The sequence below is a fragment of the Rhodococcus sp. IEGM 1379 genome (genome assembly GCF_030056815.1).
GTDB lineage: Bacteria > Actinomycetota > Actinomycetes > Mycobacteriales > Mycobacteriaceae > Rhodococcus_F.
In genome coordinates this window covers 19,153-43,315 of sequence record NZ_JASHKR010000041.1, presented here as the reverse complement: position 1 = coordinate 43,315, position 24,163 = coordinate 19,153, and the positions used below count along the sequence as shown (strand labels likewise).

Sequence of the window (24,163 nt, the reverse complement as noted above, 5' to 3'; positions counted from 1 at the left end):
CGCCTGGTCCGCGACGACATCGCTGCCCGTGTCGACACCTTGGCCGCCCGCCTGACCACGCACTGACACCCCGATCAGCAGAACCCGCACAATCGAAATCTTGAAAGCAAGAAAGAGGACATCGCCGTGAGCACCGTCGAAGTATTCGAACCCGCACTGTGCTCTCGAGATCGCGATCTACCGCCGTGAGCAAGCTGCGATCGACGCCCTACCAACGGAATTGGCGAAACTGCCCACCGATCAGGTCCCACTCAAAGAGGCCAACATCGTCGGTATCGATGCACTGCGGAGTCTCTTCACCACCAACACCAGCCCCGTACCCGCCGCTGCGGCCGCGGCCCCGCAGTCGCTCGGTGATCCGCTCTCATCCCTGATCGACGAACTCGATACCACCGATCACGGCCTGATTATGTGTATGGGCAAAGGCGGCGTCGGAAAGAGCACCATCGCCGCTGCGATCGCTGTCACCCTCCCCGAAGACCTCCGATCACCATGCACGGAGGAAGTGGCTGTCTTCCAGGCGTTTTCGCGGGCCATCGACGAATCGGGCCGCAAATTCGTCGTCGTCGACACGGCCCCGACCGGTCACACGCTGTTGCTGCTCGATGCCACCGGCTCGTATCACCGCGAGATCGCCCGCCAGATGGGGGAGAACACGAACTTCACCACCCCGCTGATGCGACTACAAGACGGAAACGCAACGAAGGTCCTGCTCGTGACCCTCGCCGAAACCACACCAGTCCTCGAAGCCGCTGGCCTGCAAGCGGATCTGCAACGCGCGGGAATTCATCCCTGGGCGTGGGTGGTCAACAATTCCCTCGCCGCTGCCGAACCGACCTCGCCGCTCCTGGAGCAGCGGGCAGCTGGGGAGATCGCCGAAATCGACACCGTCACAGACCGATACAGTCAGCGAACGGCGATCGTTCCCATGCTCGCCGAAGAACCTGTTGGCACAAGCGGATTGGCGACTTTGAGTAGGCCTAGGTAGAATATCCGTGTGGCCACCGCTACCGACGTTTTGGTGGCAATCCCGACATTGCTCGGATTCGTCCTTATCTGGACTATGGCGCTTGGCCTTCAGTCCAGGCGCAGGTATACCGTCGCAGCGACATCTCGGAATCATCACCGATTACCCGAACCGGCTTCGTACCGTACTGATGAAGCGTGGCATGGCTCAACCGATGCCCGCAGCCAAGAAGTACCCCACAGTGCGATGGCAGCCGCGCGGAAGTTTCCTGCGCGGCTGCACAATCTGCGAGCGGATCGGCCCCCGCGAAACGGCGTCACAAACACACAGGGCACTGCGCGGGCGTTCTCCGGATCAAAGCGTTGAGCATATGGCCTGTTGTCACCCTGGATGTTGCAAGGGCTAGATGGTCCGAGTAATCCTGCGAACATTCTTCCTACGCAACGATATTCGTGGCGTTAGGCGCTTCGGAATATCCACTGGTGTGCGGAAGCATCAACTGGTCGTATCGGGTCATGATGTTCGTGTACGTCACTGTTGGCGCATAGGGCCCGGCAACATTCCCCGTCTTGCCGCCCGCCCATAACTTGGCCAGGAAATCCGAAGCCGGGAGCCCTTGAGGGCAACCCGCACAGAATGGAACCACAGTCCGCGCGTCATCGGACGCTAGGTCGAGGATCCACCGGTCATCACCGTTCGGACCAGTCCCGAGAGATCCACGCCAAAGCGGACCCAATGACACAAATTTGTCCACAACGCGCTCTCCGCCAAGTTTCCATTTATCTCTATCAGGGTCAACTTCCGTAGTCCGGTCAACACGTCCCACCGATTCGGTCGTAACGGTTGTATTGACCGAACGCGACGGAGAACCTGCCACACTCGCCCGACGCTTTTCCTCCGATCGCGGCCGGGCGAGTGGCCCGGTTCTTCCTACGGTCTCCTGGTTGTCGTTCGTAGGTAGGCGATGTGGGCTGGGCACTTTGGTCGGGATCACGCTAGGTTCGTAGGACGGACTGGCTGGCTGGGTATCCCACTCGGTGCCACCTCGGACGCCGCGCTTGGGTTCTTCGAAGGTCGGCTAGATCCGCTCGACCACAATCGCGGCGCGACCGAGCTATCTTTTTGTGTCCGAACTAGGAAAGTGACACAGGAATGATGTCGGCCACGATGGTATGAATCAAGCCGTCGCGGATCACGAAAGTTTCCCGGATCTCGACCGTGGCGAGCCTGGTGCCGAGAATTCCGGCATCGAGGAGATACACGGTGGTCACGAGGTCCCCTTCCTCGGTCATTCGCAGGTCGCGGACGCCTTGAATTACGCTGTATTGCACACCGTTGTCGAGGTCAGCGCTCAATTGTGGGCCGGAAAAACCGGTCTGCAGACCTGCTTCGACGCGGGTGGCGTCGGGGGCGAAGTGCACGTCGGTGACGTCGTGCGAAACGAGTGCGTCGATGTAAGCGCGGGCCTGTGCTTCACGCGGTGAGTCGGTCGGAGTCGGCGCGGCGGTTGCGAGCGCACCGCCCGCGAAAATCATTGCTGCCGAGACGGTTGCCGTGAGAGCAAGTTTCCTGAAATGTGTCATGACGACCCCTGTCGATGAGTGTTGATGCAACTCAGTGGCGGATCCACCAATGAGCAGAATGCCGGTGCCTTGACCGGTACGTAGTCTTCCATGACGCCATTGTTCTCGATGATCCGACGGTACGTCTCGACGCCGTCGGTGGGTACCCGGGTCAGTGTGGAGTCGGTCAGAGCATTGACGGTGTAGAGCCCGAAACGTGGTCGATACGAACCCCATTCGTAGTTGTCCGTGATGGACCAGTAGTTGTACCCCATGACGTCGGCGCCGTCTTCGCGGGCGAGTTCCATCCAGTAGATGTGGTCGCTCAAGTGATTCGAGCGGGTGTACCCGTCGGGCCGTGGATTCCCGTTGTCGGTGGACATTCCGTTCTCCACGATGTACAGGGCGAGTTCGGGATATTTACGCGAGTAGCGCATCAGGGCGTCGTACAGGCCTTCGGGTTGTGGTGTGACGTTATAGAACTCGTCGATCGCGGAGTAGGCGGCGGTGAGATTGCTCAGTGCCACGCCGTAGTAGTAGTCGATACCAAGGAAGTCGAGTTTGTCGCGGACTCGATCGGTGAAAACCGAGTCGACGGCTTCGGACACAGCAGGAATGAAAGGGAAGTTGCTGCTGACGCGGGTGCCTGGATCGATGACATGGATGCGGTCGTAGATCGCGCGGTGGACACGAACCAGGGCGTCGAACATTGCGGGGGCCTGGAGGAGAGCGATTCCGCCGTAGGTCAATTCACGTTGTACGTAGACGGTCGGTTCGTTGATCGTGATCCACAGGGCGTCTATGCCGGAGTATCGCTGGACCACCTTCTCGGCATTCGCCAACCAGTCCGCTTCGGTTTTCGGGTTCATCCACCCGCCCTGATCGACAACCCAGCCCGGATAAACCCAGTGATCCAGCGTGATCATCGGCTTCATTCCGCGTGCCCGGATCTGTGCGACGACGTCGTCGTAGTACTCGAATTCGGTGTCGTTCCACGTCTCGGGTGTCGGTTGTACCCGGGCCCATTCGACACCGAAACGGAACACTTTTGCTCCGAGATCAGCTGCACGGTCGATGTCCTCGGCAAAGCGGTGACGGAAGTCGACCGAGTCACCGATCGTGTCGTGTGTCCGGCCCGAGGCCGAATAACGCGACCAGTTGCTGTCCGGTGACGAACCTTCCGATTGGAATCCGGAAGTGGCTACACCCCAGAGAAAGTCATCGGGCAAAGCCGCCGAGGCCTGCGCCGGTGCCGCCACCACCCCGAACGCACAGGCAAATGCGAGCAGGGCAGAGGCAATCGACCTTGACGTGGCTCCCATGACTGGGAGGTTAGATCATACAGGTGTCCAGTCGCATGACTTTCGAGAGATCAGAAGGCCATGGTCATCGGTCCGGGGTTCCACATTCCGGAGCGCCCCACTCGTACCTCGTCGAGTTGAGCCGGCACTGCGTTCGGATCGAGTGGTGTGTACTTCTCGATCGATCCCCAATCCTGATCCCAGTCGTTGTCAAGATAGGACGGTATGGTCTGGGCGCTCAGGAGCAGGTCGATCCACCCGAGCGGGCCGCCGCCGAAGTGGTCCTGCCACGCAGTGGTGACCAACGCGCCGGCATGGTCGGGCAGGATGCGGTACTCGGGAACTTCGGCGATCCCGACACGATGATCGAAGGGGCGTTGGCACGGGAATGCCAGGCCCACAGCCCAGTCCAGCATCACCGGCGCCTGCGATCCGACGACGTCCTGCAACTTCTGTGTCTGCGGAACCCGTGGCGGCGTGACGGCCACCCACTGATCCGTCTTGGTGTCGTTATCGCTGACGACGAGGCGAATGCTGTTGGCCTCGATGGGAATCTGGTCCAGCGGTATCCGAAGGTTTCGCCATGACGGTGACGGCCCGATATCGATCGGAGCGATGCGTCCGAGGATCTCCATGTCGTCGGATTCTCGTGCGGTGCCGTATTCGACCTCGACGTTCTGGCCGTACGTGACGATCTCGTCTTTGTCGACGGATCGAACGCGACCGGCAGCGGCAATGGAGATGATGTCTCCGCGGGTGCCGTTCTCGCCCAGACCGGGAAGTCGGTACCAACCGCTTGTCAGGGTGCCCGGCGCGGGCTGGCCGTAACTGCCCATAACCGGTGTAGTTGCCGGATCCAGGCCGAATGGGAGCGCCACGCTGCTGCCGTTGACTCCGGTTTGCCCGGCGCCACCACCGGTTCCAGCGGAGTTGCCGGTTGTGGTCTCGTCGGTATCGACGGTGTTCGCGCCACCGGTTGCCGACGCTTCCTTGTCGGCGCTGAGGTCACCGGCAACCCCGTTGGGGGCGAATCCAGTGGAGCCGCCGGCCGAAAGTGCTGTCGCGATGTCACCGGAGACCGGTGTCAACATCGACGCATTCGGATCGGTTTCGAGCAGTACGTCATTGGCGAGACCACAGGTTTGGCCGAGTACTGCGTCGACGTTCGCACGACCAACGGAATAGGCGGGATACTGCGTGATCACGCCTTTGGACATGGAAAGCACTTCGAAGAGAACTATGGCCCCGGCGGCGATTGTCAGCGGTGAAATGGCAAGCAAGCGAGCATGCTTCGCGGACGGTTCCTTCCCGACGGTGTAAGGCTCACGGAAGAAGTACCATGCAGCGAGTCCGAGCATCAGCACGGTCAGACCGAGTAGGACGGTGCTCGCGCCGAGTCCGCCGATCGAGACCGGCTTGTCCCACCACGGAACGCTGTAGCTGGAGACGTAGTAATAGCCGTTGCTGCCGGTGAACGCGATCGCCAGTAGGAACAGAACCGCCGAAGCGAACAATGCGCGATTGCGGGGGGAACGCAGAAGCTTGGTCCCTACAGCAACCGCTGTCATCATCGCCAGCACTGCGGTGAGTCCGGCAAAGATTCCGAAGTGGTGGGTCCATTTGGTGGGGGAGAACATCAGCAGCGGCAACGCGCCGATCGTGAGACCGACGACGCGACGCGACGGGCCGGCGGCCAGACCCGGGATGCGGCCACCCTTGCGCAGCATCATCGCGGTGCAGACGCCCAGGCACAGGATCATGACGAACACACCGAATCGGCGGGTCAGGGAACCGTCGACCGAGATGTTGAACAAGTACTGATAACGGAGGTACTCGTCGAACCAGGGCTGGTTCGGGGAGATCGAGTGGACTCGCTGCATTTCGATGACAGTGGCTAGACTCTGATCGCCGAAAGCGGGGATGAGGATCGACAGTCCAGCGGCCAGCAGCGGCCCCACGGCCGCGATATAGCCGGTGGTTCGAGCTCGTTCGATGATGATGCGCATGATCGGACGGATACCGGCGATCAAGGCGGCGAAGCAGATCAGGCCTGAGGGTCCCGCCGTCAGAGTGAATCCAGCGATCAGGATCGCGACGGCGACCGGCAGGAGACGCCTGGTCGCGATGGCTCGTTCGACTGAGCACCAGGTCAGGAGGACGCCGAGTGCAACGATCGGTTCCGGGCGTAGTCCGTTGTTGAAGGGGAGCCAGAAAGCCAGGAACACGAGCGCGCCGGTCCACAGGGCGAGACGGTTTCCGCGGATTGCTGCGCCGAGGCGCGGTGCAACTTCACGACTGATGACGAGCCACGTGGCGATGCCGGCCAACAGTGCCGGCAGACGAACCCAGGGGCTGGCTGTACTGATGTCGGCAAGGAGCCCGAGGATGTTGTAGTACGGAGTTCCGAACGGTGTTTCCGGGACAGCGAACCACCGGAAATAGTTCGACATGTAGCCGGCGTGCTCGGAAGCGCGGGCCATCGTGAACTGGTAACCGTCATCGGTAGTGGTAGCTCCGATGAAGTGCCACAACACCAGTGTTCCGATGACAATGCCGTCGACGCCCGTGAATTTCCACCAGCGCGCGGGGAGAAACTTTCGGCTGCCCCGGCCATCGAGGTTGTCGAGGCGGTGCAGTGCAAAAAGCGAAATGATCATGGTGAGAGCGCCGATGACCATCGCGAGCATCTTGATCGTCGACGGACTCGAGGTGAAGCGGGAGTCCGTCTCGATCGACACGTTCAAACCCGCCGCTGCGGAGTCGAGGTCGCTGAAGACCCCGACTACTTGCGGACGGTAGTCACCGTCGAGAATTCGCGATTCGGATCCGGTGGCGTCGAACACGGTTCGGGTCGGTTCGGAAATAAGTGTGAGTGCGCAACCGCCGGCAAGATCCGCCGCGGGCATCGAGAACAACACCTGATCACGCAGGGTTGCGGTGACGCGAGCGGGCGCGTCAGCAGATTCAGGGGAGACGGTGGTGACAAAACCGAAGCGGCGCGCGTCACCGGCAGAGGTCGGAGCCGTCGACACAACGGTTCCGCCGGTATCCGCCAACTCGTTGATCGACGCACAGGGAATCGACGCCTCGAACCGTATGGGCGTATACGAGACGAGGGGAGCTTCGACACTTGTGGTGGACCCCGACTGTGGCCAATTGACTGTCGCCGTGTCCTGTTCGATCGGCAGGAACGGTACGGATACACACAGGATGCTGCCGAGAATGGACGCGACAATTGCCGCGATCCGAGCTCGAGAATGTCCGGTGGTTCGCTGTGGGTTCGGCACGGCGGGAGGTGCGGTCTTGGCCACGTCGCTGTCTGTCACGACTTTGGACCCTAGCGGTGCGTGACGCGTTTGTTATAAACGCGTGTGTAAGCGATATGTCGTGCTGCGAGAACTTCGACCGGAGAAAGAGTGACGTGTACGAGTTTCATGAGTCCGTTCCACTGGGACCGCTTCTGCGGAAATTGACGACTGCGCTCTGCGCAGCTCTCGGAGTATTCCTGCTCGCGGTCTGCGGGTTCGTGGCGATTGTCGACGGAGATCCGACGGGATATGTGATCGGGACACTGTCCGTCGCCATCTGCTTCGCGACTGCTGTGTACCTGTGGCGAGTTCGCGTGACCATCGACACTGATTACGACGGAGTGGTCGTCGCGTTGAGACCCGGACTGCACCAGTCGTTCGCGTGGTCCCAACTCGAGTCCGCGACTCCGGTTCAGGTTAGTGTCGGATCGGGCATTGGTTACCGGATGACCGGCGCCGGCCGACGGACGATTCTTGCTGCGCCCGGTATCGGAGTGTCGTTCAGGATCCGAGACGGACGTGAAATCACGGTGGCGACGGACCGCCGCGACGACCTGATCGAGCTCGCTCGAAGGCGGACCCCGGACCTGCGCTGAGCGCCGCACGTGGACCGGTGAAAAACAGGGTGCGCCTATCCTGGATAATTGACGTTAGTTCTGTGTTTTCGATCATCGACTACTCAGGCCCCCCGTTTGCGTACGAGAGGAACTCTCATGCTTGCCCGCACCGACCTACGCGGTCGTACCCCATCCACGGCCGAACTTCGCGCCGCGCTTCCCCGAGGTGGAGTGGATGTGGATGCGGTGCTGCATCAGGTTCGTCCCATGGTCGAAGCCGTTCGTGATCGCGGCGCCGAAGCTGCTCTCGAGTTCGGCGAAAAGTTCGACGGCGTGCGTCCCGCCTCGGTTCGCGTTCCGGCCGACGAGTTGGAGCGTGCACTCCGCGAACTCGACCCTGCCGTGAAGGAAGCCCTCGAGGTTGCAATCGAGCGGACCCGCAAGGTGCACGCCGATCAGCGCCGCAAGGACACCGTCACCGAGGTAGTGCCCGGCGGTACCGTCACGGAGCGTTGGGTTCCGGTCGAGCGCGTCGGCCTGTACGTGCCCGGCGGAAATGCCGTGTACCCGTCGAGTGTTGTCATGAACGTCGTACCGGCCCAGACTGCCGGCGTCGGATCGCTCGTCGTGGCTTCGCCGCCGCAAGCTGATTTCGGGGGGCTGCCGCACCCCACGATTCTCGCCGCCGCTGCCATGCTCGGTGTCGACGAAGTATGGGCCGTCGGCGGTGGCCAGGGTATCGCGCTCATGACGTATGGCGGAACTGATACCGATGGCACCGAATTGGTACCCGTTGACCTCATTACCGGGCCGGGCAACATCTATGTCACCGCCGCCAAGCGACTGTGCCGTGGACTCGTCGGTATCGACGCCGAAGCCGGCCCCACCGAGATCGCGATCCTCGCCGACCACACTGCCGACCCGGTCCACGTTGCCGCCGACCTCATCAGCCAGGCCGAGCACGATGTCATGGCGGCCAGTATCCTGGTCACCACCAGCGTGGAATTGGCCGACGCCGTCGACAAGGCGCTTGTCGCTCAGCTCGAGATCACCAAGCACCGCGAGCGCGTGAATACCGCCTTGACCGGTAGTCAGTCCGGAACAGTGCTCGTGTCCGATGTCGCGGCCGGTCTGCGCGTGGTCAACGCCTACGCTGCCGAGCACCTCGAAATCCAGACCGAAGACGCGACGGGTGTTGCGGCTCAGGTCACCAGCGCCGGTGCTGTGTTCGTGGGTCCCTGGGCCCCGGTCAGTCTCGGTGACTACTGCGCCGGATCCAATCACGTTCTACCCACCGCCGGCTGCGCACGCCATTCGTCCGGGCTGAGCGTGCAGACCTTCCTGCGCGGAATCCACGTCATCGACTACTCCGAATCGGCTCTCAAAGATGTTGCCGGACACGTTATTACGCTCGCGAATGCCGAAGACCTGCCGGCGCACGGCGAGGCTGTGCGTCTGCGGTTCGAGGCTCTGCGATGAGTAGTGTTCCCGGAGGATCGATTTCGGTCGACGCACTCCCGATTCGTGAGAACCTGCGTGGCAAGTCGGCGTACGGCGCTCCGCAATTGACGGTGCCGGTTCAGCTCAACACCAACGAGAACCCGCATCCGCCGACGCAGGCGCTCATCGACGATGTGGCCGAATCGGTACGCGAAGCGGCCAAGGAACTGCACCGATATCCCGACCGCGATGCCGTGGCATTGCGAACGGACCTGGCTGCGTACCTGTCGAAGCAGACCGGCGTGCCGGTCACCGTCGACAACCTCTGGGCGGCAAACGGATCCAACGAAATCCTGCAGCAGTTGTTGCAGGCATTTGCGGGTCCGGGTCGTAGCGCGATGGGTTTTGTCCCGTCGTACTCGATGCACCCGATCATCGCCGACGGCACTGACACCGAGTGGGTGGAGGTGTTCCGCCGGGCCGACTTCGCGCTCGACGTGGACGCGGCCGTCGACGTCATTGCGGATCGTCGACCGGACGTCGTATTTGTCACCAGCCCCAATAACCCCACCGGGCACAGCATCGGAATCGCGGAACTTCGACGAATCCTCGAGGTCTCGCCGGGCATCGTCATCGTCGACGAGGCGTACGCGGAGTTCTCGGCCGCGCCCAGTGCGATGACCTTGATCGACGAGTTTCCGGCCAAGCTCGTTGTCACACGGACCATGAGCAAGGCGTTTGCGTTTGCCGGTGGCCGACTCGGCTACCTCGCTGCCGCGCCCGCGTTCATCGACGCATTGTTGTTGGTGCGCTTGCCGTATCACCTCTCGGTTGTGACGCAGGCGGCTGCGCGTGCGGCACTGCGCCATGCCGGCGAAACCTTGGGCAGCGTTCATGCGCTCTCGGCTGAGCGCGATCGTGTGTCGAAGGCTTTGGCGGACAGTGGCTTCCGAGTCATCCCGAGTGATGCCAATTTCATTCTGTTCGGAGAATTCACCGACAGTGCGAAGGCCTGGCAGGCGTACCTCGATCGCGGAGTCCTCATCCGTGACATCGGAATCCCCGGATACCTGCGTGCCACAGTCGGACTCGAAGCCGAGAACGACGCCTTCATCAAGGCGAGCGACGAGATCGCGGCCAGTCAACTCATCACTCAAGGAGAAACGGCATGAGCGATCGCATCGCCCGGATCGAAAGAACCACCCGAGAGTCCAGCATCGTTGTCGAACTGAACCTGGACGGCACCGGCATTGTCGACGTCTCCACCGGTGTTCCGTTCTTCGATCACATGCTTACTGCTCTGGGCACTCACGCGAGTTTCGATCTGAACGTGCAGGCGAAGGGTGACGTCGAGATCGACGCGCACCACACCGTCGAAGACACCGCGATCGTTCTGGGTCAGGCGCTCGGTCAGGCATTGGGGGACAAGAAGGGTATTCGCCGTTTCGGTGATTGCTTCATCCCCATGGACGAAACCCTTGCGCATGCTTCCGTCGACGTCTCGGGACGTCCGTACTGCGTACATACCGGCGAGCCCGATTACATGGTGCATTCGGTTATCGGCGGATACCCCGGTGTCCCGTATCACGCGGTGATCAACCGTCACGTCTTCGAGTCGATTGCTCTCAATGCTCGTATCGCCCTGCATGTTCGGGTTCTCTACGGCCGCGATCAGCACCACATCACCGAGGCTGAGTACAAGGCAGTTGCGCGCGCACTGCGCGAGGCAGTCGAACCCGATCCCCGAGTGAGCGGTATTCCGTCGACGAAGGGAAGCTTGTGAGCGTTCTCTATACCTACCTGTTGTTCATCGGCGCCGGAATCGCCGTGGGCGGTGCGTACTCGATGTTCAAGGTCAACAAATTGGCGTCGGGAATTCTTGTGGCCTTGGCGATTTTGGCGGCGGTCGCAGGCGCGCTGCGCATCTGATCGTGGAACGTGAATCATCCCCGGGTTGCATGGCAACCCGGGGATGATTCACGTTCAGCAGGTTAGGAGCCGAAACTCACGAGCGATCCGAGCGAACCTGTTGAGGGTGGTTCCGGAGCTGCGGTGACGGTGAGGGTGGCGTCGAGGGTGGCGGGGGTGCCGATGCCGTTGGACGCAGTGAAGGTGACTGCGAATGTCCCTGCCTCGGTGGGGGTTCCGGACAGGACGCCGGCTTCAGTGAGTGTCAGACCGGCGGGCAATGCACCGACTGCGGTCACGGTGGGGGCCGGTTGTCCGGTGACAGAGAAGGCGTAACTGTAGGGCTGACCGACGACGCCCGCGGTCGGTGCCCCGGTGAGTGTGGGAGCTATTTCGATTGTGATCACCGACACCGTGGCGTTGCCGTTGTTGGTGACGTAGGCGCGGAGGCCGTCGGGAGTGATCGCCACCCCGAACGGCCTTCCACCGACAGGAAGGTTGATGGCGGTGACGGTGTTGTCGGTGGTGTTGATGACCGATACCGTGCCGTCGGTCTGGTTGGCGACGTAGGCGCGTAGACCGTCAGGGGCGATCGCTACCTGGTACGGGAGTTGGCCGACCGTGATGGGCGCGCCGATGACGGTGTTGTCGGCGGTGTTGAGCACCGACACCGAGTTGCTCTCCTGGTTGGTGACGTAGGCGCGTAAGCCGTCGGGCGTGAACGCCACCGATGACGGACCTTGACCGACCGTGATGGGTGTGGGGTTGACCGTGTTGTCGGTGGTGTTGATCACTGACACGGTGTCGCCGTTCCGGTGGGTGACGTAGGCGTGGGCGCCGTCGGGGCTGATCGCCATTGCCCAGGGAGACCCGCCGACCGCGATGGGTGTGGGGTCGACGGTGCTGTCGGCGGTGTTGATCACCGACACCGTGCCGCCCAAGTTTGCGACGTAGGCGCGGAGGCCATCGGGGGTGATCGCCACCCCGATCGGAAAGCTGCCAACCATGATGGGTGTGGGGTCGACGGTGTTGTCGGCGGTGTTGATCACCGATACCGTGTTGCTGCCTCGGTTGGTGACATAGGCGCGGAGGCCGTTGGGGGTGATCGCCACCTCCTGTGGCCAGGCGCCGACCGCAATGGTGGCGGTGACGGTGTTGTCGCTGGTGTTGATCACCGACACCGTCCCGGCACCCCAGTTGGTGACGTAGGCGCGGGTGCCGTCGGGGGTGATCGCCACTCCGGCCGGCTCAGAGCCGACCGGGATCGGCGTGGGGTCGACGGTGTCGGCAGATGCGGTACCGACACCAAGGGTCATGGCGACGGCGAGTGTGCCGATACCGAATGCGGCGGCAGCACGGGACCAACGCTTTTGCGAGTGTGGCCGATCGAGAACGGTCAAAGGAGTTTGTGCCTTCCGGGTAGTCCGCGCCTGCGAGGGGGCGCGTAGCGGCCACGGGAAGGTAACCACCACATTGGAAGATATCCGACATTTCCCCACAGTGCGCCATTTCGCCTTGGCCACAATAGGACATTTCTATTTGGTGCGCCTGGTGACCATAAGTGTCCTTTCTGGGCCGTGAAGTTTGTGTTGTCGCCGCGTTGGTAGCGCTGAATCGCTGTTCTAGGATCTCGAGTCATGACAACTTTTGACGATGCAGTCGTTGCCGGTGTGATCGGCCATATGAACGGTGATCACGGGACCGACAATTTGTCGATCGTTCAGGCTTTTGCAGAGCCGACCGCGACCGCAGCGTGGATGGTGGGCCTCGATTCGGTTGCGGGCGACTGGGTTGCAGACGTCGACGGGGTGGAAAAGGCCGTGAAAATTCCGTGGCCCGAGCCTGCACTGGACCGGCCGAGCATCCGAGTCCAGGTTGTTGCTCTGTGCATGGAGGCGTACGACAAGCTTGGTGTCGAGAGGTCCGAGCACTGATCACAGCGAAGGCTCGAGCACTGGTCACAGCAGCGTCAAGCCTGCCCGATAGAGTTGCGGCATGAGCGCTTCCACGATTGCTGTTCTCGATTACGGCTCCGGCAACCTGCATTCGGCCACTCGCGCGTTGGCGCGCACCGGCGCACAGGTCGAGGTGACCAGCGATCCCAAGGTGGCATTGGCCGCTGACGGCTTGGTCGTTCCCGGTGTCGGTGCGTTCGCGGCATGTATGGAAGGACTGCTCGCGGTCCAAGGCGAACGAATCATCGGTCAGCGGCTCGCCGGCGGACGGCCCGTACTGGGAATCTGCGTCGGTATGCAGATCCTCTTCGAACGCGGCGTCGAATTCGGCGTCGAAGCCGAAGGCTGCGGCGAATGGCCGGGAACCGTTGAGCGCCTTCAAGCCGAGGTGCTGCCGCACATGGGCTGGAATACCGTCGAGGCGCCCGAGTCCAGCACGTTGTTCAAGGGCATCGACGCTGACACTCGTTTCTACTTCGTGCACTCGTATGCCGTGCAGAAGTGGGAACTTCCGCCGTCCGAGCACATCGCCGCCCCGAAGCTCACGTGGGCAGATCACGGCGGAAAGTTCTTGGCCGCTGTCGAGAACGGGCCGCTGTCCGCGACGCAGTTTCACCCCGAGAAGTCCGGCGACGCGGGTGCCGAATTGCTGAGCAACTGGGTACAGAGTTTGTGACCGGCGCCCCCGGCAAGGACAGCGGAGGCGATTTCTCGATCGCTCGTCTCGCGCTGTTCTCTCTCGGCGCTGCCGTGGCCGCGCTGGCGGTTACGACAGTGGTCATCGTCCTGGTGAAACCGTCGCCCGGCGTGGGGCTCGCGATCGGCCTCCTCGGGGTTGTCGCTGCTATCGCGGCGATGGGCGTCGTATCCAAGCGGATGACCCGAAGAGCGTTCGGTGACCCGAAGGACGGTTCGAACTCCTGACCGACTAGGGTTACCGCACGTGAGCCTGGTCCTTTTGCCTGCTGTGGATGTTGTCAACGGTGAAGCTGTTCGCCTCGTGCAAGGAGAGGCGGGAAGTGAGACCGGATACGGGTCGCCCCGCGACGCGGCCCTTGCGTGGCAGAACGACGGTGCCGAATGGGTGCACCTGGTCGATCTCGACGCTGCCTTCGGCCGCGGATCCAACAGTGAACTGCTGGCTGGTGTCATCGGCGACCTGACGGTCAAGGTCGAGCTGTCCGGTGGAATCCGCGACGACGCCTCCCTCGAAGCGGCGCTCGCCACCGGCTGTGCACGAGTCAACCTCGGTACCGCCGCAATCGAAGATCCAGAGTGGTGCGCCCGCGCCCTCGCCAAGTACGGCGACAAGATCGCTGTCGGCCTCGACGTCCGACTGATCGACGGCCAGTACCGCACCCGCGGTCGCGGCTGGGTTACCGACGGCGGCGACCTCTGGGAAACTCTCGCTCGTTTGGACCGGGACGGCTGCACCCGCTACGTCGTCACCGACGTCTCCAAGGACGGCACACTCGCCGGTCCCAATCTCGAACTCCTGAGCCAGGTCTGCGCCGTCACGGATGCACACGTAGTCGCATCCGGTGGAGTCTCGACCATCGATGACTTGCTCGCGATTTCCAGTCTGGTTGACCAGGGCGTCGAAGGTGCGATCGTCGGTAAGGCTCTCTATGCGGGTCGCTTCACTCTTCCCGAAGCGCTTGCCGCAGTTTCCGGTTAGATTCGCCAGATGACTCCACCGCGTGACCTCGACGAACTGCTCGCGATTGCCGGTGGACTGCTCGACGGCATTCACGAACAGTTTGTCGCCGGGGTGGGTTCGCCCAGCGCGGTCCGTAAGGGCTGGAGCGATTTTGCCACCGAAGTTGATCTCGCCCTCGAAAAGCGATTGACGTCGGAGCTGTTCGAGCGCACCGGTATCGAGGTTCACGGCGAAGAATTCGGCGGTCCCGATGTGAATACCGGACTCGTCTGGGTCCTCGATCCCATCGACGGCACGTTCAACTACTCGGCCGGACTCCCTTCTGCCGGAACATTGTTGGCGCTACTCGACGACGGAGTTCCGGTCCTGGGTTTGACATGGTTGCCCCTGATCGGTCATACGTATGCGGCACGGTCCGGCGGCCCGTTGATGGTCAACGGAACCCCGGTCGCGCCGCTGGAATCGACCAATCTGGCGTCGTCGATAGTCGGGTTGGGCGCGCTCAACGTGAACAGTCGTGGACGTATCCCCGGCAGCTATCGACTCGACGTACTGGCAGAAATCAGCAAAGTGTCCTCGCGGATCCGCATCCACGGCAGTACGGGTGTGGATCTGGCGTTCACCGCCGCCGGCATCTTGGGCGGAGCAATCGTCTATGGACATAATGCGTGGGACAACGCGGCCGGGGTCGCTCTTGTTCGCGCTGCCGGTGGTGTGGTCACCGACCTTGCCGGTAAACCATGGACCGTAGAATCGGGTTCGGTGCTTGCCGGCGCACCCGGTGTGCACGGTGAGATTCTCGATATCCTTAATTCGCTCGGTGATCCGCGCGATTCGTCCTCAGGAGGACCAACGTCATGACCCTCGCAGTTCGTGTGATCCCGTGCCTCGACGTCGACGCGGGGCGAGTGGTCAAGGGTGTCAACTTCGAGAATCTCCGCGACGCCGGCGATCCTGTGGAACTTGCGGCGGCCTACGACGCACAGGGTGCCGACGAGCTGACCTTTCTTGACGTCACTGCGTCCACCTCGGATCGTGGCACGATGCTCGACGTCGTAAGCCGCACTGCCGAGCAGGTTTTCATCCCTCTGACGGTGGGCGGCGGAGTTCGCACCGTCGCCGACGTCGATCGCCTGCTGCGCGCCGGAGCAGACAAGGTCAGCGTCAACACTGCTGCCCTTGCTCGCCCGGAACTGCTCAAAGAATTGAGTGAGCGTTTCGGTTCACAGTGCATCGTCCTCTCGGTCGACGCGCGGACCGTGCCGCAGGGTCAGCCCGACACCCCGTCCGGGTGGGAAGTCACCACCCACGGCGGCAAGCGCGGCACCGGCATCGACGCTATCGAATGGGCCGAGCGCGGCGCAGAGTTGGGAGTGGGCGAGATCCTCCTCAACTCGATGGACGCAGACGGCACCAAAGCCGGGTTCGATCTGCTCATGATCCGCGCCGTCCGCGCCGCTGTGCACGTACCGGTGATCGCCAGCGGTGGCGCCGGCAAGGTCGAGCACTTCGCCCCGGCCGTCGAAGCGGGCGCCGACGCAGTACTGGCTGCCAGCGTTTTCCACTTCGGTGATCTGACCATCCCGCAGGTCAAGAATGCGATGCGCGCCGAGGGGATCGTGGTCCGCTAGTTTTTCGGTTTATTCGGCGCGGACGCCGTCGAACATCAACCGAGTGATTGCCTGGTTGAGTGCGGAACAGTTTACGGGCGTTTCTGCCCGTAGACCTTGAATTGCGCTGGCCAGCATCATCCCGTTGATCGCTTGCGCGGTGTTCGTGACGTCGAGATCGGCGCGTAGGTACCCGCAATTGACTCCGTGATGGAGATAACCCGCGGTCAGGGCCGCGGATTGGTCCAGCAGATCGAGCATCCGGCGGGTGAGATCGGCGTCGACGCCCGTTGTCTCGAACAGCAGCACGCGCGGAATACGGGGGTCGTCGAAGAAAATGCGGGGGAGTGCTTCGGCGATGCGAGCTACCTGGGCACGGTAGTCGTCCAACGTGTTGGCTGCGTCCGGTGCATTCTCGGTGGCAAGTGCGCCGATGATCTTGGCGATCAGATCGTCGATGACGTGATCGATAATGTCGCGTTTGTTCTCGAAGTATCGGTAGAACGTGCCGTGCCCGATGCCGAGAGTTGTTGCTATGTCGGCAATTCCGGTGGCGTGGTAGCCGCGCTGGGCGAAGCACTCGAATGACGCGTCGATGATTTCGCGGCGCAACTCTGCCTTTTTTCGTTCTGCGCGGGTTATGGCCTTCGTCACGCCTGGAATGATACCGTTTTCCGTAACGGAATGATGCGTCATTTTCTGATGTGCGGTTCACGAGAGGGAAATTCTCTGATGGCAGTGCAGTACGACGCAGTAGTGGTCGGGGCAGGCTTCGGCGGAATGGGTGCGGCCATTCAACTCAAGAGGCTGGGCTTGGACAAGCTGGTGATCCTCGAGCGTGAGGACGACCTGGGTGGAACTTGGCACGTCAACCGCTATCCCGGACTGGCCGTCGACATCGCGTCGGTCACCTACTCGTACTCGTTCGAGCCCAATCCCAACTGGTCCCGACTCTTTGCGCCGGGTGCTGAACTCAAGAAGTACGCCGATCATGTTGCCGACAAATACGACCTACGTCGACATATGAGCTTCGGGGCGGTGGTCAACGGAGCGCGGTGGGACGAGGACGAGTCGCACTGGGTTGTGGCAGTCGAAGGCCAACCTGACGTCACTGCGACGTACCTTCTGACGGCAACCGGCTTTCTGTCCCAACCGCATCGTCCGGACATCTCCGGTATCGACGATTTCGGCGGCAAGATAATCCACACCACGGCGTGGGACGACACTTATGATCTGGCTGGAACCAAGACGGCCATCATCGGAACCGGCGCTACCGCAGTGCAACTCATTCCGGAAGTCGCGCGGGTGGCACAAGAGTTGACCGTCTATCAGCGCACCCCGATCTGGGTCGTTCCCAAGCTCGACGTACCCATTCCGTCGGCGGTGCAGAAGCTTTTTTCGCGAGTTCCGTTCACGCAGCGGATTGCCCGCGCCGTGAGTTCCGGGATTCTGGAAGTGATCATGGTCAGTGCGGTCTTGCACTACAGGCAGTTCAAACTCGTCAATAAGTTTGCAGCAGCGCTTTCGCGTGCATTCCTCCGATCTCAGGTGCGCGACAAGGCGTTGCGCAAGCAACTGACCCCGGACTACGACTTCGGTTGCAAGCGACCCACCTTCTCCAACAGTTACTTCCGTACGTTCACCAAAGACAACGTGCGCCTCGAGACCACGTCGATCGATCACATTGCGTCCGACGGAATTGTCACTGCGGACGGCCGCAAGACGGAGATCGATACCTTGGTTCTGGCCACCGGGTTCAATCTGTGGGATGTCAACTTCCCGGCAATCGAGGTGATTGGTCGCGAAGGACGCAACCTCGGAAAGTGGTGGCGCGACAATCGGTTCCAGGCATATGAGGGAGTTTCGGTACCCCATTTCCCGAACTTCCTCACCCTCGCGAGTCCGTACTCGTACAGTGGTTTGTCGTACTTCACGACCATCGAATCGCAGATGCAGCACATGGAGAGACTCTTCGGTGAAGTGAAAAGACGTGGGGCCGAAACATTCGAGGTCACCGAAGCGGCCAACGCCGAGTTCCTGGATCGGATGACCGAGAATTTGGCCGACTCGGTCTTCTACGGTGGCAGTTGCCAGACCGCGCGAAGTTACTACTTCAATCAGCACGGTGAGGCGGCGATTCTGCGGCCGACCTCCACCCGGAACGCGTTTGTCGAGGCGAAACGCTTTCCACTCGAGGACTATTCGATTTCGTAAAAGAGCAGGTCTGTGAAGTGCAGTCTGCGGAGTGCGGGTCGCTACGCAGACCTGCGCATTCACCGTGCCGATTTCACTCCGATCGGCACCATTACGACCGGATACTTGCTTTGCCGGGTCAAACGTGACGCGACGGAACTGTGCATCATTTGGCTGATCGCAGAAATGGGGCCTCGTCGCGGCGATCCGACCACGATGGTGAATGCGTCGTACTTGTCCGCCATTGAGAGTATGACTTCGGCGGGGTCGCCATGTTGGCAGTCGTACGTCCACGAGCCTTTATGAGACTCCAGTGCCGCACTCGTATGCTCACGTTGCCTCGTCATCTCGGCGCGGAAGCGGTTCTCGAAGCGAGGCGAATCCGTTTCGACGGGCATGTCCTCGGGACTGATGCAGTGAACGATATGGAGCGATGCGTCTTCCTCGCCTGCGAGTGACAGTGCAAATTCCAATGCATCTTCGCTGGAAGATCCCGTGCCGATGCCCAGGACGATATGGCGATTCTGAGTGCGATCGGTGCTCGGACTTTCGAGATGGAACGTGTGCTCGGGGTGCGGACCTTCGTGATGGTGCGACATGTCGGATCCTCCTTCACTGCAACTCAACTTCGATTTTACGGCGAATAGTTGTGAACCTCTCGACAAAATCAAGGCGGTGAGAGCGGGATCTCGACGATCAGTGTCGTCCCGGTTCCGGGATGGCTCTTGATCTCCATCCGGCCGCCGAGAGCTTCGACGCGGTCCCTCAAACCGGTGAGTCCGGATCCTTTCGCGGCGTCGGCCCCGCCGACGCCGTCATCACGGACGGAGACCTCGAGCGTCGCTCCATCGGTCTTCGCCCGTACCGACACTTCAGATGCACACGCGTACTTGGCGGTGTTTGTCAATGCTTCTGCCACAACGTAATACGCGGCTACTTCGGTAGATTCGGGCACTCGCGGTTTCAGGTCCAGGTCAAGATCGACGGGGACGCTCGAACGCCGTGCGAGTGCCTTGAGGGCCGGGCCGAGACCTCCTTTCGACAGGATCGGATGTATTCCCCTCGAAATCTCCTGTAGGTCCGCTGAAACGTCCACCAGCCCCGTCACGATGTCGGAAATCTGCTTCTTGAGTGCAGCAGGTTCGGACGACGCCGACGCCTCGGCCGAGCGCAGTGCGAGACCTAGGGAAACGAGGCGCTGTTGCGCGCCGTCGTGCAGATCGCGTTCGAGTCGCCGTCGAGCGTCGTCGGTGGCTGCGACGATCCGGGCACGCGACGCGGTGAGTTGCGCGTGGGTTTGGGCATTCGCGATCGCGGTCGCCACGAGGCCCGTGAAGTCCGCAATGCGAGACTCGGTATCGGGTGGCAGCGGTTCGGGGTATGTCGACCCCACAAACGCAGCACCCCACAAATTGCCCTCGACGACAATCGGCACCCCGACTACGGAGCGGATGCCCAGGTCTCGGATGAGCGCCGCAGTGGAACCGGCGGCATTGTCGTAACTGTTCAGGCGGGCGGCGCGACCGAACCGAAACACTTTTGTCGCGACGTTGTCGCCCTCCAATGACAAGTGTGTGCCGACCGGCGTCCACTTCAGACGAGGTTCGGCCCGGTTCGCGATCAGAGTTGCACCGCCGTCGGACTCGAACCGACACAATGCCGTGCTGTGCCCGCCGAGGATCCGGGACAGTTCTTCTGCCACCGCTGCGAACACCTCGGCTTGGTCGGCACCTCGCGCGACCAACGTCGCAACGCGTCGTAACGAGGCCTGCTGCTGTGCAAGCACACGGAGTTCGTCATGGCTTGCCTTGATGATTCGTTGAGCCACGCGGCGTTCGGTCACGTCGCGCCCGGCGCCGTAGAGCTCGCTCCGGTCCGGTACCGTATTCCACTCGATCCAACGTTCGGAGCCGTCGCTGCAGATGAATCGGATTTCGAATTGAGCGACGGGTTGTCCACGGGCCAGTTGGTCGAGAGCCTCGTGACTACGACTCCGATCCGCTGGATGGACGAAGTCCGAGAACGGTCGCGACATCAGCTCCTGGATCGGATATCCCAGTGCCTTTTCGAACGCCGGATTGATACGCCGGTAGGAGCCGTCGAGTCCAGCGATGCAGAGGAGATCGGACGAGAGATCGAAGAACCGTTCCAGATCCCTGCGGCTTTCCTCCAGAGCGTGGTTGATCTCCTCGCGGTCGCGCGTCGCCCGCATCAGTGCCTCCAAGGTGGGCACAACTCGCTCTCGCAGTCGTTGCAACGTCTGCGTCGTAGTCTCGGTGGGAACAAGCAACGTGGCACCGTCGGCCAACGGGATCGCGCAGCGGTGCTGATCTGACGCGATTGTATCGAGCTCGAGATTCGCGAACGGCAGCCCGAGGACCTGAGCTAGGTGTAGCGCGGCCCGGTCCATCGCGGTTCTCGTGTTGCCGGAACGCAGCATGAGGTGAGCAAGCTCGGCTCCGAGGTCGGCCTCCTGGCGGCGTTGATCTGCCTCGTCGGCACGTGATCGGGCGACTGCGGCGAGGGTGTTGACCAGTAGTGCGACGGCCAGGAAGACAGTGACGGCTATCCAGTTCTGGGCACCTGCAGGGACTAGATCCGGGGGCCAATTGCGAAAGTAGTCGAAGGCCAGAGCACTGACCACCGACGTCACCACCGCCAGTCCGAAACCCCACCCGATGGAGATCACCAAGACTCCGACCAGGTACACCACCCCGAAGGCTTCGTCGGGAGCGACCCGCCTGAGCAAGATAGCCAGAATCGACTCCACCACGATGAAAGCAGTCGCAACCGCGATTCCGAGCGCCAGTCGTGGGGCGGTCGGGCGCATCAACCGAGACAGCAGTCGCGTCCGAATTGTGGCGCCTGGCTCGGACGCCGACGGACCTTGAATCGCTGATCGTTTCCACATCATGGTGAAGTACTCACACCGATCCGGTCAGCGTGCCTCGAGGAAGGTGATCACGGCCAGGACCCGTCGGTGGTTTTCGCTGGTCTCGGTGATCCCCAGCTTGGTGAGAATGCTGCGGACATGCTTCTCCACCGTGCCCTCCGCGACGCAGAGAGTATGAGCGATGCCGGAATTCGAACGACCCTCCGCCATCAACGCCAGTACTTCCCGTTCCCGCGCACTGAGCCCAGCAAGCGGGTCGTTGCGTCGGCGAGCAGACACCAATTCCTGGACCAGCGCTGCGTCCACGACCGTCGCGCCCTTGGCTATCCGCTGGAGGGTCTCGACAAAATCCTCTACGTCGACGACGCGGCTCTTGAGCAGGTAGCCAACCCCATGGCCACTGGCCAGCAGTTCGATTGCTTGCTCGACATCGGCGTGTGCAGACAGGACCAGGATGCCGGTCTCAGGGAGTTCATCACGGATTACTCTGGCCGCGTCGAGTCCCTCGGTGGTCTGGGTCGGCGGCATCCGAATATCGACCACCACCAGATCCGGTGACGTGGCTCGGACGACCTTCAGGAGCTGTACCGCATCGCCCGCCTGTCCAACTACGTCGATACCTGATTGCGTGAACAGGCTCGCCATTCCCTCACGGAGTAAGACGTCGTCCTCGGCCAGGACTACACGGAGTGGCAACCTGACGCGATCACCGGACTGGGCCGGTCCTGCGCGCAGGCGGTGATTGTCACTGCTGATCTCGGAGGTCATGGTGGACTTGTCAACTGCGAATCGAATTCGGTCATGCGCGACTCCGAGATACCAGGTTTACGACTGATCCCAGGTCAACGGCTGAGCGGTCGCCCAAACGTCACCGGGTCCACGTACTTCGAGCATACCGAGCGCACGGTGGTACATACCTGGTACAGATATTGCCGGTACGCAGTGGGCGACGATCGCAGTGCGGATCGGACCCGTTCGGTCGGCACGGTTCGGGCGTTCAAGACGGCTGCAATGTGCAAGGTGGGGCTGACCGGTACGTCAGATGGGTGTCAGCGGTGACGACATCCGTCCGTCCGTCGACAACCCTGGAATAGCAGATGCAATTCCAGGAGGCAACATGCTCACATTCCAACTCTTCTGCCTGGCTTTCATGGCCGGCGCCTGAAACCCGTTTGCCCATCACACTCCATCAAGACCCACTCTCACTTCCGCGGCGTTGATCGGCACTTCCGCGACGGTGCGGGGCACAGCCTCGATAGTGACAAGGATGGCGATAATGACGACGAATTGGACGACCAAACGAATAATCGGTACACGATCTCACTTAGAGTTCATTAACGTATTCGACGATGAGTCGCTCGAATCGCAGAGCGGAACTATTCGAGCGTTCAAGAAATGGGCGCTCGAATTTTTGACTGAACCGCATCCGGATTTGGGACGTGCCGGTCCCGTCTGTCCCTTTACCGGTCCGTCGGTGGATAGGAAACTCTTTTGGGCCGGGGTTGCAGATGAAATAAATATCGATTTCGACTCTCTGTCAGCGATAGCAGAAGATATGGCGGACATATACCAAGAACTGCCTCCCAGTGAGGGAAAGGATGCAATATTTCGGGCAATTGTGGCGATTTTCCCGAACATTTCCGACTTCAATGTCATCGAAACAGTTCAGCTTCATGGAAAGTCGAAATTCGTCAAAAATGGGCTGATGTTGGGTCAGTTCTATCCGGGATGCCGCCAGCCAGGCCTGTGGAGTGAGGATTTCAGGCCGCTCGATTCTCCCTTGCCGATGCTGGCAGTGAGGCAAATGGTCAGCACTGACTATCCGTTTTTGGCAACTCGATCCGAATGGATGTCTGCGTACTTGAAGAAATTCGCGCCGACCATGCCGTCGCCGGCGCGTGCATATATCGTCGCGAAGATCACTTCTTAGCGGAATTCTGCTGCCGAAAATTTGGTATCGAGATGAAGTTAACTCAGCACGATCGGAAATGATTTCTATGGTGCGAACTGATGGAGATAGCTGGGATATCGTCAGCAGCGTTGGACTGACCGCGTTGTGGGTGGCGATGTTTCGGGCGTTGGAGACGGCTGCAGACCCTTCTTCGTTGAACAACACTCCATTCTTCCCGGGCTTCATGGGGGTTCGAACCAAGTTCTACGACGAGTTCTTCTTGTCGGCTGCGGCGGCCGGAGCGTCCGGGGCGGTACTCCTTGCTGCCGGTTTGGACGCGCTGCCGTATCGCCTCGATTGGCCGTCGGGCACAACAGTCTTCGAGGTCGACCAACCCAAGGTTCTGGAGTTCAAGCAGGAGGTATTGGATCAACATGGAGCCAGCACAAAAACCGAGCGGCGATCGGTGTCAGTCGACTTACGTGACGACTGGCCGGCTGCTCTGGAAGCCGAAGGCTTCGACCCGGTAAAGCCGACAGCGTGGTCGGCGGAGGGCCTGCTGCCGTATCTCCCTGGCATAGCACACGACTTGCTGTTCGAACGGATCGATGCGCTATCGGTTCGGGGTAGCCACCTTGCCGTGGACAATTTTGTCGCCGGAGCTGATACTCAGCGCTTCGCAACGATCACGTCGAAGTACTTCGGCCAGAGTGTGTTCGGAGATATCGATGTGTCCGCATTGCTTTTCGACGACGAGCGGGCAGAGCCCGCGCAGTGCTTGACGGAGCACGGTTGGTCGGTGACGCGTGTCAATCCCTTCGAGTTGGCGGTGGTATTCGGACGACCGGTGGAAGAGCTCCCGGCGGAACTCGCGACCATGATGAATCAAGCAATGTACGTGACGGCGGTGAAATAGAC

At 61.3% G+C, this 24,163-nt stretch carries 23 protein-coding genes and 1 pseudogene; 16 read left to right on the top strand and 8 right to left on the bottom strand.

The window, feature by feature from the left end:
• Positions 1-163 precede the first annotated feature (163 nt).
• Positions 164-988, top strand: a pseudogene (locus QM600_RS19720) (ArsA-related P-loop ATPase); the annotation flags it as partial.
• Between the two features lie 1,112 nt (positions 989-2,100).
• Here the strand turns inward: QM600_RS19720 and QM600_RS19715 are convergent.
• The 3 genes from QM600_RS19715 to QM600_RS19705 are packed head-to-tail and all read right to left on the bottom strand — an operon-like array spanning position 2,101 to position 7,156.
• On the bottom strand, positions 2,101-2,550 hold the full coding sequence (locus tag QM600_RS19715; RefSeq protein ID WP_283263238.1) for a DUF8021 domain-containing protein: 450 nt from the start codon (positions 2,548-2,550) through the stop codon (positions 2,101-2,103).
• Positions 2,547-3,851, bottom strand: a complete 1,305-nt coding sequence (locus QM600_RS19710; RefSeq protein ID WP_283263236.1) for a glycoside hydrolase family 1 protein — start codon at positions 3,849-3,851, stop codon at positions 2,547-2,549. The genes QM600_RS19715 and QM600_RS19710 overlap by 4 nt, the downstream gene beginning before the upstream one ends.
• Positions 3,852-3,901: 50 nt before the next feature.
• Complete coding sequence (locus QM600_RS19705) at positions 3,902-7,156, bottom strand: arabinosyltransferase domain-containing protein (protein ID WP_502943034.1); 3,255 nt, start codon at positions 7,154-7,156, stop codon at positions 3,902-3,904.
• Between the two features lie 95 nt (positions 7,157-7,251).
• Between QM600_RS19705 and QM600_RS19700 the strand changes: the two genes are divergently transcribed.
• The 5 genes from QM600_RS19700 to QM600_RS19680 all read left to right on the top strand — a co-directional run bounded on the left by QM600_RS19700 (position 7,252) and on the right by QM600_RS19680 (position 11,064).
• Complete coding sequence (locus tag QM600_RS19700) at positions 7,252-7,734, top strand: hypothetical protein (protein ID WP_283263234.1); 483 nt, start codon at positions 7,252-7,254, stop codon at positions 7,732-7,734.
• A gap of 117 nt (positions 7,735-7,851) precedes the next feature.
• A complete protein-coding gene (hisD, locus tag QM600_RS19695; protein ID WP_283263232.1) occupies positions 7,852-9,174 on the top strand; it encodes a histidinol dehydrogenase in 1,323 nt (440 codons plus the stop codon).
• Positions 9,171-10,307 (top strand): histidinol-phosphate transaminase, encoded by a 1,137-nt coding sequence (locus QM600_RS19690; protein ID WP_283263230.1) that lies wholly within the window; start codon positions 9,171-9,173, stop codon positions 10,305-10,307. Before hisD ends, QM600_RS19690 begins: the two co-directional genes overlap by 4 nt.
• On the top strand, positions 10,304-10,918 hold the full coding sequence (gene hisB / locus QM600_RS19685; protein ID WP_283263228.1) for an imidazoleglycerol-phosphate dehydratase HisB: 615 nt from the start codon (positions 10,304-10,306) through the stop codon (positions 10,916-10,918). Before QM600_RS19690 ends, hisB begins: the two co-directional genes overlap by 4 nt.
• Positions 10,915-11,064 (top strand): CG2302 family histidine operon protein, encoded by a 150-nt coding sequence (locus tag QM600_RS19680; RefSeq protein ID WP_283263227.1) that lies wholly within the window; start codon positions 10,915-10,917, stop codon positions 11,062-11,064. The genes hisB and QM600_RS19680 overlap by 4 nt, the downstream gene beginning before the upstream one ends.
• A gap of 62 nt (positions 11,065-11,126) precedes the next feature.
• On the opposite strand, the gene QM600_RS19675 is transcribed toward QM600_RS19680, so the two are convergent.
• Positions 11,127-12,443 (bottom strand): beta-propeller fold lactonase family protein, encoded by a 1,317-nt coding sequence (locus tag QM600_RS19675; RefSeq protein ID WP_283263225.1) that lies wholly within the window; start codon positions 12,441-12,443, stop codon positions 11,127-11,129.
• Positions 12,444-12,680: 237 nt separating this feature from the next.
• Between QM600_RS19675 and QM600_RS19670 the strand changes: the two genes are divergently transcribed.
• The 6 genes from QM600_RS19670 to hisF all read left to right on the top strand — a co-directional run bounded on the left by QM600_RS19670 (position 12,681) and on the right by hisF (position 16,289).
• The gene (locus QM600_RS19670) at positions 12,681-12,977 is read left to right on the top strand and encodes a DUF2470 domain-containing protein (protein WP_283263224.1); all 297 of its coding nucleotides are present in this window, start codon (positions 12,681-12,683) and stop codon (positions 12,975-12,977) included.
• 61 nt (positions 12,978-13,038) lie between these two features.
• Positions 13,039-13,674, top strand: a complete 636-nt coding sequence (gene hisH, locus QM600_RS19665) for an imidazole glycerol phosphate synthase subunit HisH (RefSeq protein ID WP_283263222.1) — start codon at positions 13,039-13,041, stop codon at positions 13,672-13,674.
• Complete coding sequence (locus QM600_RS19660; protein WP_283263220.1) at positions 13,671-13,922, top strand: hypothetical protein; 252 nt, start codon at positions 13,671-13,673, stop codon at positions 13,920-13,922. The genes hisH and QM600_RS19660 overlap by 4 nt, the downstream gene beginning before the upstream one ends.
• Before the next feature lie 19 nt (positions 13,923-13,941).
• Positions 13,942-14,676, top strand: coding sequence for a bifunctional 1-(5-phosphoribosyl)-5-((5-phosphoribosylamino)methylideneamino)imidazole-4-carboxamide isomerase/phosphoribosylanthranilate isomerase PriA (gene priA / locus QM600_RS19655; RefSeq protein ID WP_283263219.1), 735 nt, complete (start codon positions 13,942-13,944; stop codon positions 14,674-14,676).
• A 9-nt stretch (positions 14,677-14,685) separates the two neighbouring features.
• The gene (locus tag QM600_RS19650; RefSeq protein WP_283263217.1) at positions 14,686-15,519 is read left to right on the top strand and encodes an inositol monophosphatase family protein; all 834 of its coding nucleotides are present in this window, start codon (positions 14,686-14,688) and stop codon (positions 15,517-15,519) included.
• Positions 15,516-16,289, top strand: a complete 774-nt coding sequence (gene hisF / locus QM600_RS19645) for an imidazole glycerol phosphate synthase subunit HisF (protein WP_094273543.1) — start codon at positions 15,516-15,518, stop codon at positions 16,287-16,289. The genes QM600_RS19650 and hisF overlap by 4 nt, the downstream gene beginning before the upstream one ends.
• A gap of 9 nt (positions 16,290-16,298) precedes the next feature.
• On the opposite strand, the gene QM600_RS19640 is transcribed toward hisF, so the two are convergent.
• On the bottom strand, positions 16,299-16,922 hold the full coding sequence (locus QM600_RS19640; protein WP_283263216.1) for a TetR/AcrR family transcriptional regulator: 624 nt from the start codon (positions 16,920-16,922) through the stop codon (positions 16,299-16,301).
• Between the two features lie 78 nt (positions 16,923-17,000).
• Between QM600_RS19640 and QM600_RS19635 the strand changes: the two genes are divergently transcribed.
• The gene (locus QM600_RS19635; protein WP_283263215.1) at positions 17,001-18,482 is read left to right on the top strand and encodes a flavin-containing monooxygenase; all 1,482 of its coding nucleotides are present in this window, start codon (positions 17,001-17,003) and stop codon (positions 18,480-18,482) included.
• Positions 18,483-18,541: 59 nt separating this feature from the next.
• On the opposite strand, the gene QM600_RS19630 is transcribed toward QM600_RS19635, so the two are convergent.
• The 3 genes from QM600_RS19630 to QM600_RS19620 all read right to left on the bottom strand — a co-directional run bounded on the left by QM600_RS19630 (position 18,542) and on the right by QM600_RS19620 (position 22,122).
• Entirely contained in the window at positions 18,542-19,060 is a 519-nt protein-coding gene (locus QM600_RS19630; RefSeq protein WP_283263214.1) for a universal stress protein, read from the bottom strand.
• A gap of 68 nt (positions 19,061-19,128) precedes the next feature.
• Positions 19,129-21,291 (bottom strand): PAS domain-containing protein, encoded by a 2,163-nt coding sequence (locus QM600_RS19625; protein ID WP_283263213.1) that lies wholly within the window; start codon positions 21,289-21,291, stop codon positions 19,129-19,131.
• Between the two features lie 108 nt (positions 21,292-21,399).
• Positions 21,400-22,122, bottom strand: coding sequence for a response regulator (locus tag QM600_RS19620; protein WP_283263212.1), 723 nt, complete (start codon positions 22,120-22,122; stop codon positions 21,400-21,402).
• A 274-nt stretch (positions 22,123-22,396) separates the two neighbouring features.
• Between QM600_RS19620 and QM600_RS19615 the strand changes: the two genes are divergently transcribed.
• The 3 genes from QM600_RS19615 to QM600_RS19605 all read left to right on the top strand — a co-directional run bounded on the left by QM600_RS19615 (position 22,397) and on the right by QM600_RS19605 (position 24,161).
• On the top strand, positions 22,397-22,519 hold the full coding sequence (locus tag QM600_RS19615; RefSeq protein WP_283263210.1) for a hypothetical protein: 123 nt from the start codon (positions 22,397-22,399) through the stop codon (positions 22,517-22,519).
• Positions 22,520-22,630: 111 nt separating this feature from the next.
• A complete protein-coding gene (locus tag QM600_RS19610; RefSeq protein ID WP_283263209.1) occupies positions 22,631-23,284 on the top strand; it encodes a DUF6875 domain-containing protein in 654 nt (217 codons plus the stop codon).
• 67 nt (positions 23,285-23,351) lie between these two features.
• Positions 23,352-24,161 carry an SAM-dependent methyltransferase gene (locus QM600_RS19605; protein WP_283263208.1) on the top strand — a complete coding sequence of 270 codons (810 nt, stop codon included), beginning with the start codon at positions 23,352-23,354 and terminating at the stop codon, positions 24,159-24,161.
• Positions 24,162-24,163: the final 2 nt, after the last annotated feature.

Coding starts and splice junctions, on each gene's coding strand:
- QM600_RS19715 (WP_283263238.1), bottom strand. CDS start 2,550: ATGACACATTTCAGGAAACTTGCTCTCACGGCAACCGTCTCGGCAGCA.
- QM600_RS19710 (WP_283263236.1), bottom strand. CDS start 3,851: ATGGGAGCCACGTCAAGGTCGATTGCCTCTGCCCTGCTCGCATTTGCC.
- hisD (WP_283263232.1), top strand. CDS start 7,852: ATGCTTGCCCGCACCGACCTACGCGGTCGTACCCCATCCACGGCCGAA.
- QM600_RS19690 (WP_283263230.1), top strand. CDS start 9,171: ATGAGTAGTGTTCCCGGAGGATCGATTTCGGTCGACGCACTCCCGATT.
- hisB (WP_283263228.1), top strand. CDS start 10,304: ATGAGCGATCGCATCGCCCGGATCGAAAGAACCACCCGAGAGTCCAGC.
- QM600_RS19670 (WP_283263224.1), top strand. CDS start 12,681: ATGACAACTTTTGACGATGCAGTCGTTGCCGGTGTGATCGGCCATATG.
- hisH (WP_283263222.1), top strand. CDS start 13,039: ATGAGCGCTTCCACGATTGCTGTTCTCGATTACGGCTCCGGCAACCTG.
- QM600_RS19650 (WP_283263217.1), top strand. CDS start 14,686: ATGACTCCACCGCGTGACCTCGACGAACTGCTCGCGATTGCCGGTGGA.
- hisF (WP_094273543.1), top strand. CDS start 15,516: ATGACCCTCGCAGTTCGTGTGATCCCGTGCCTCGACGTCGACGCGGGG.
- QM600_RS19635 (WP_283263215.1), top strand. CDS start 17,001: ATGGCAGTGCAGTACGACGCAGTAGTGGTCGGGGCAGGCTTCGGCGGA.
- QM600_RS19630 (WP_283263214.1), bottom strand. CDS start 19,060: ATGTCGCACCATCACGAAGGTCCGCACCCCGAGCACACGTTCCATCTC.
- QM600_RS19625 (WP_283263213.1), bottom strand. CDS start 21,291: ATGCGCCCGACCGCCCCACGACTGGCGCTCGGAATCGCGGTTGCGACT.
- QM600_RS19620 (WP_283263212.1), bottom strand. CDS start 22,122: ATGACCTCCGAGATCAGCAGTGACAATCACCGCCTGCGCGCAGGACCG.
- QM600_RS19615 (WP_283263210.1), top strand. CDS start 22,397: ATGGGTGTCAGCGGTGACGACATCCGTCCGTCCGTCGACAACCCTGGA.
- QM600_RS19610 (WP_283263209.1), top strand. CDS start 22,631: ATGACGACGAATTGGACGACCAAACGAATAATCGGTACACGATCTCAC.
- QM600_RS19605 (WP_283263208.1), top strand. CDS start 23,352: ATGGTGCGAACTGATGGAGATAGCTGGGATATCGTCAGCAGCGTTGGA.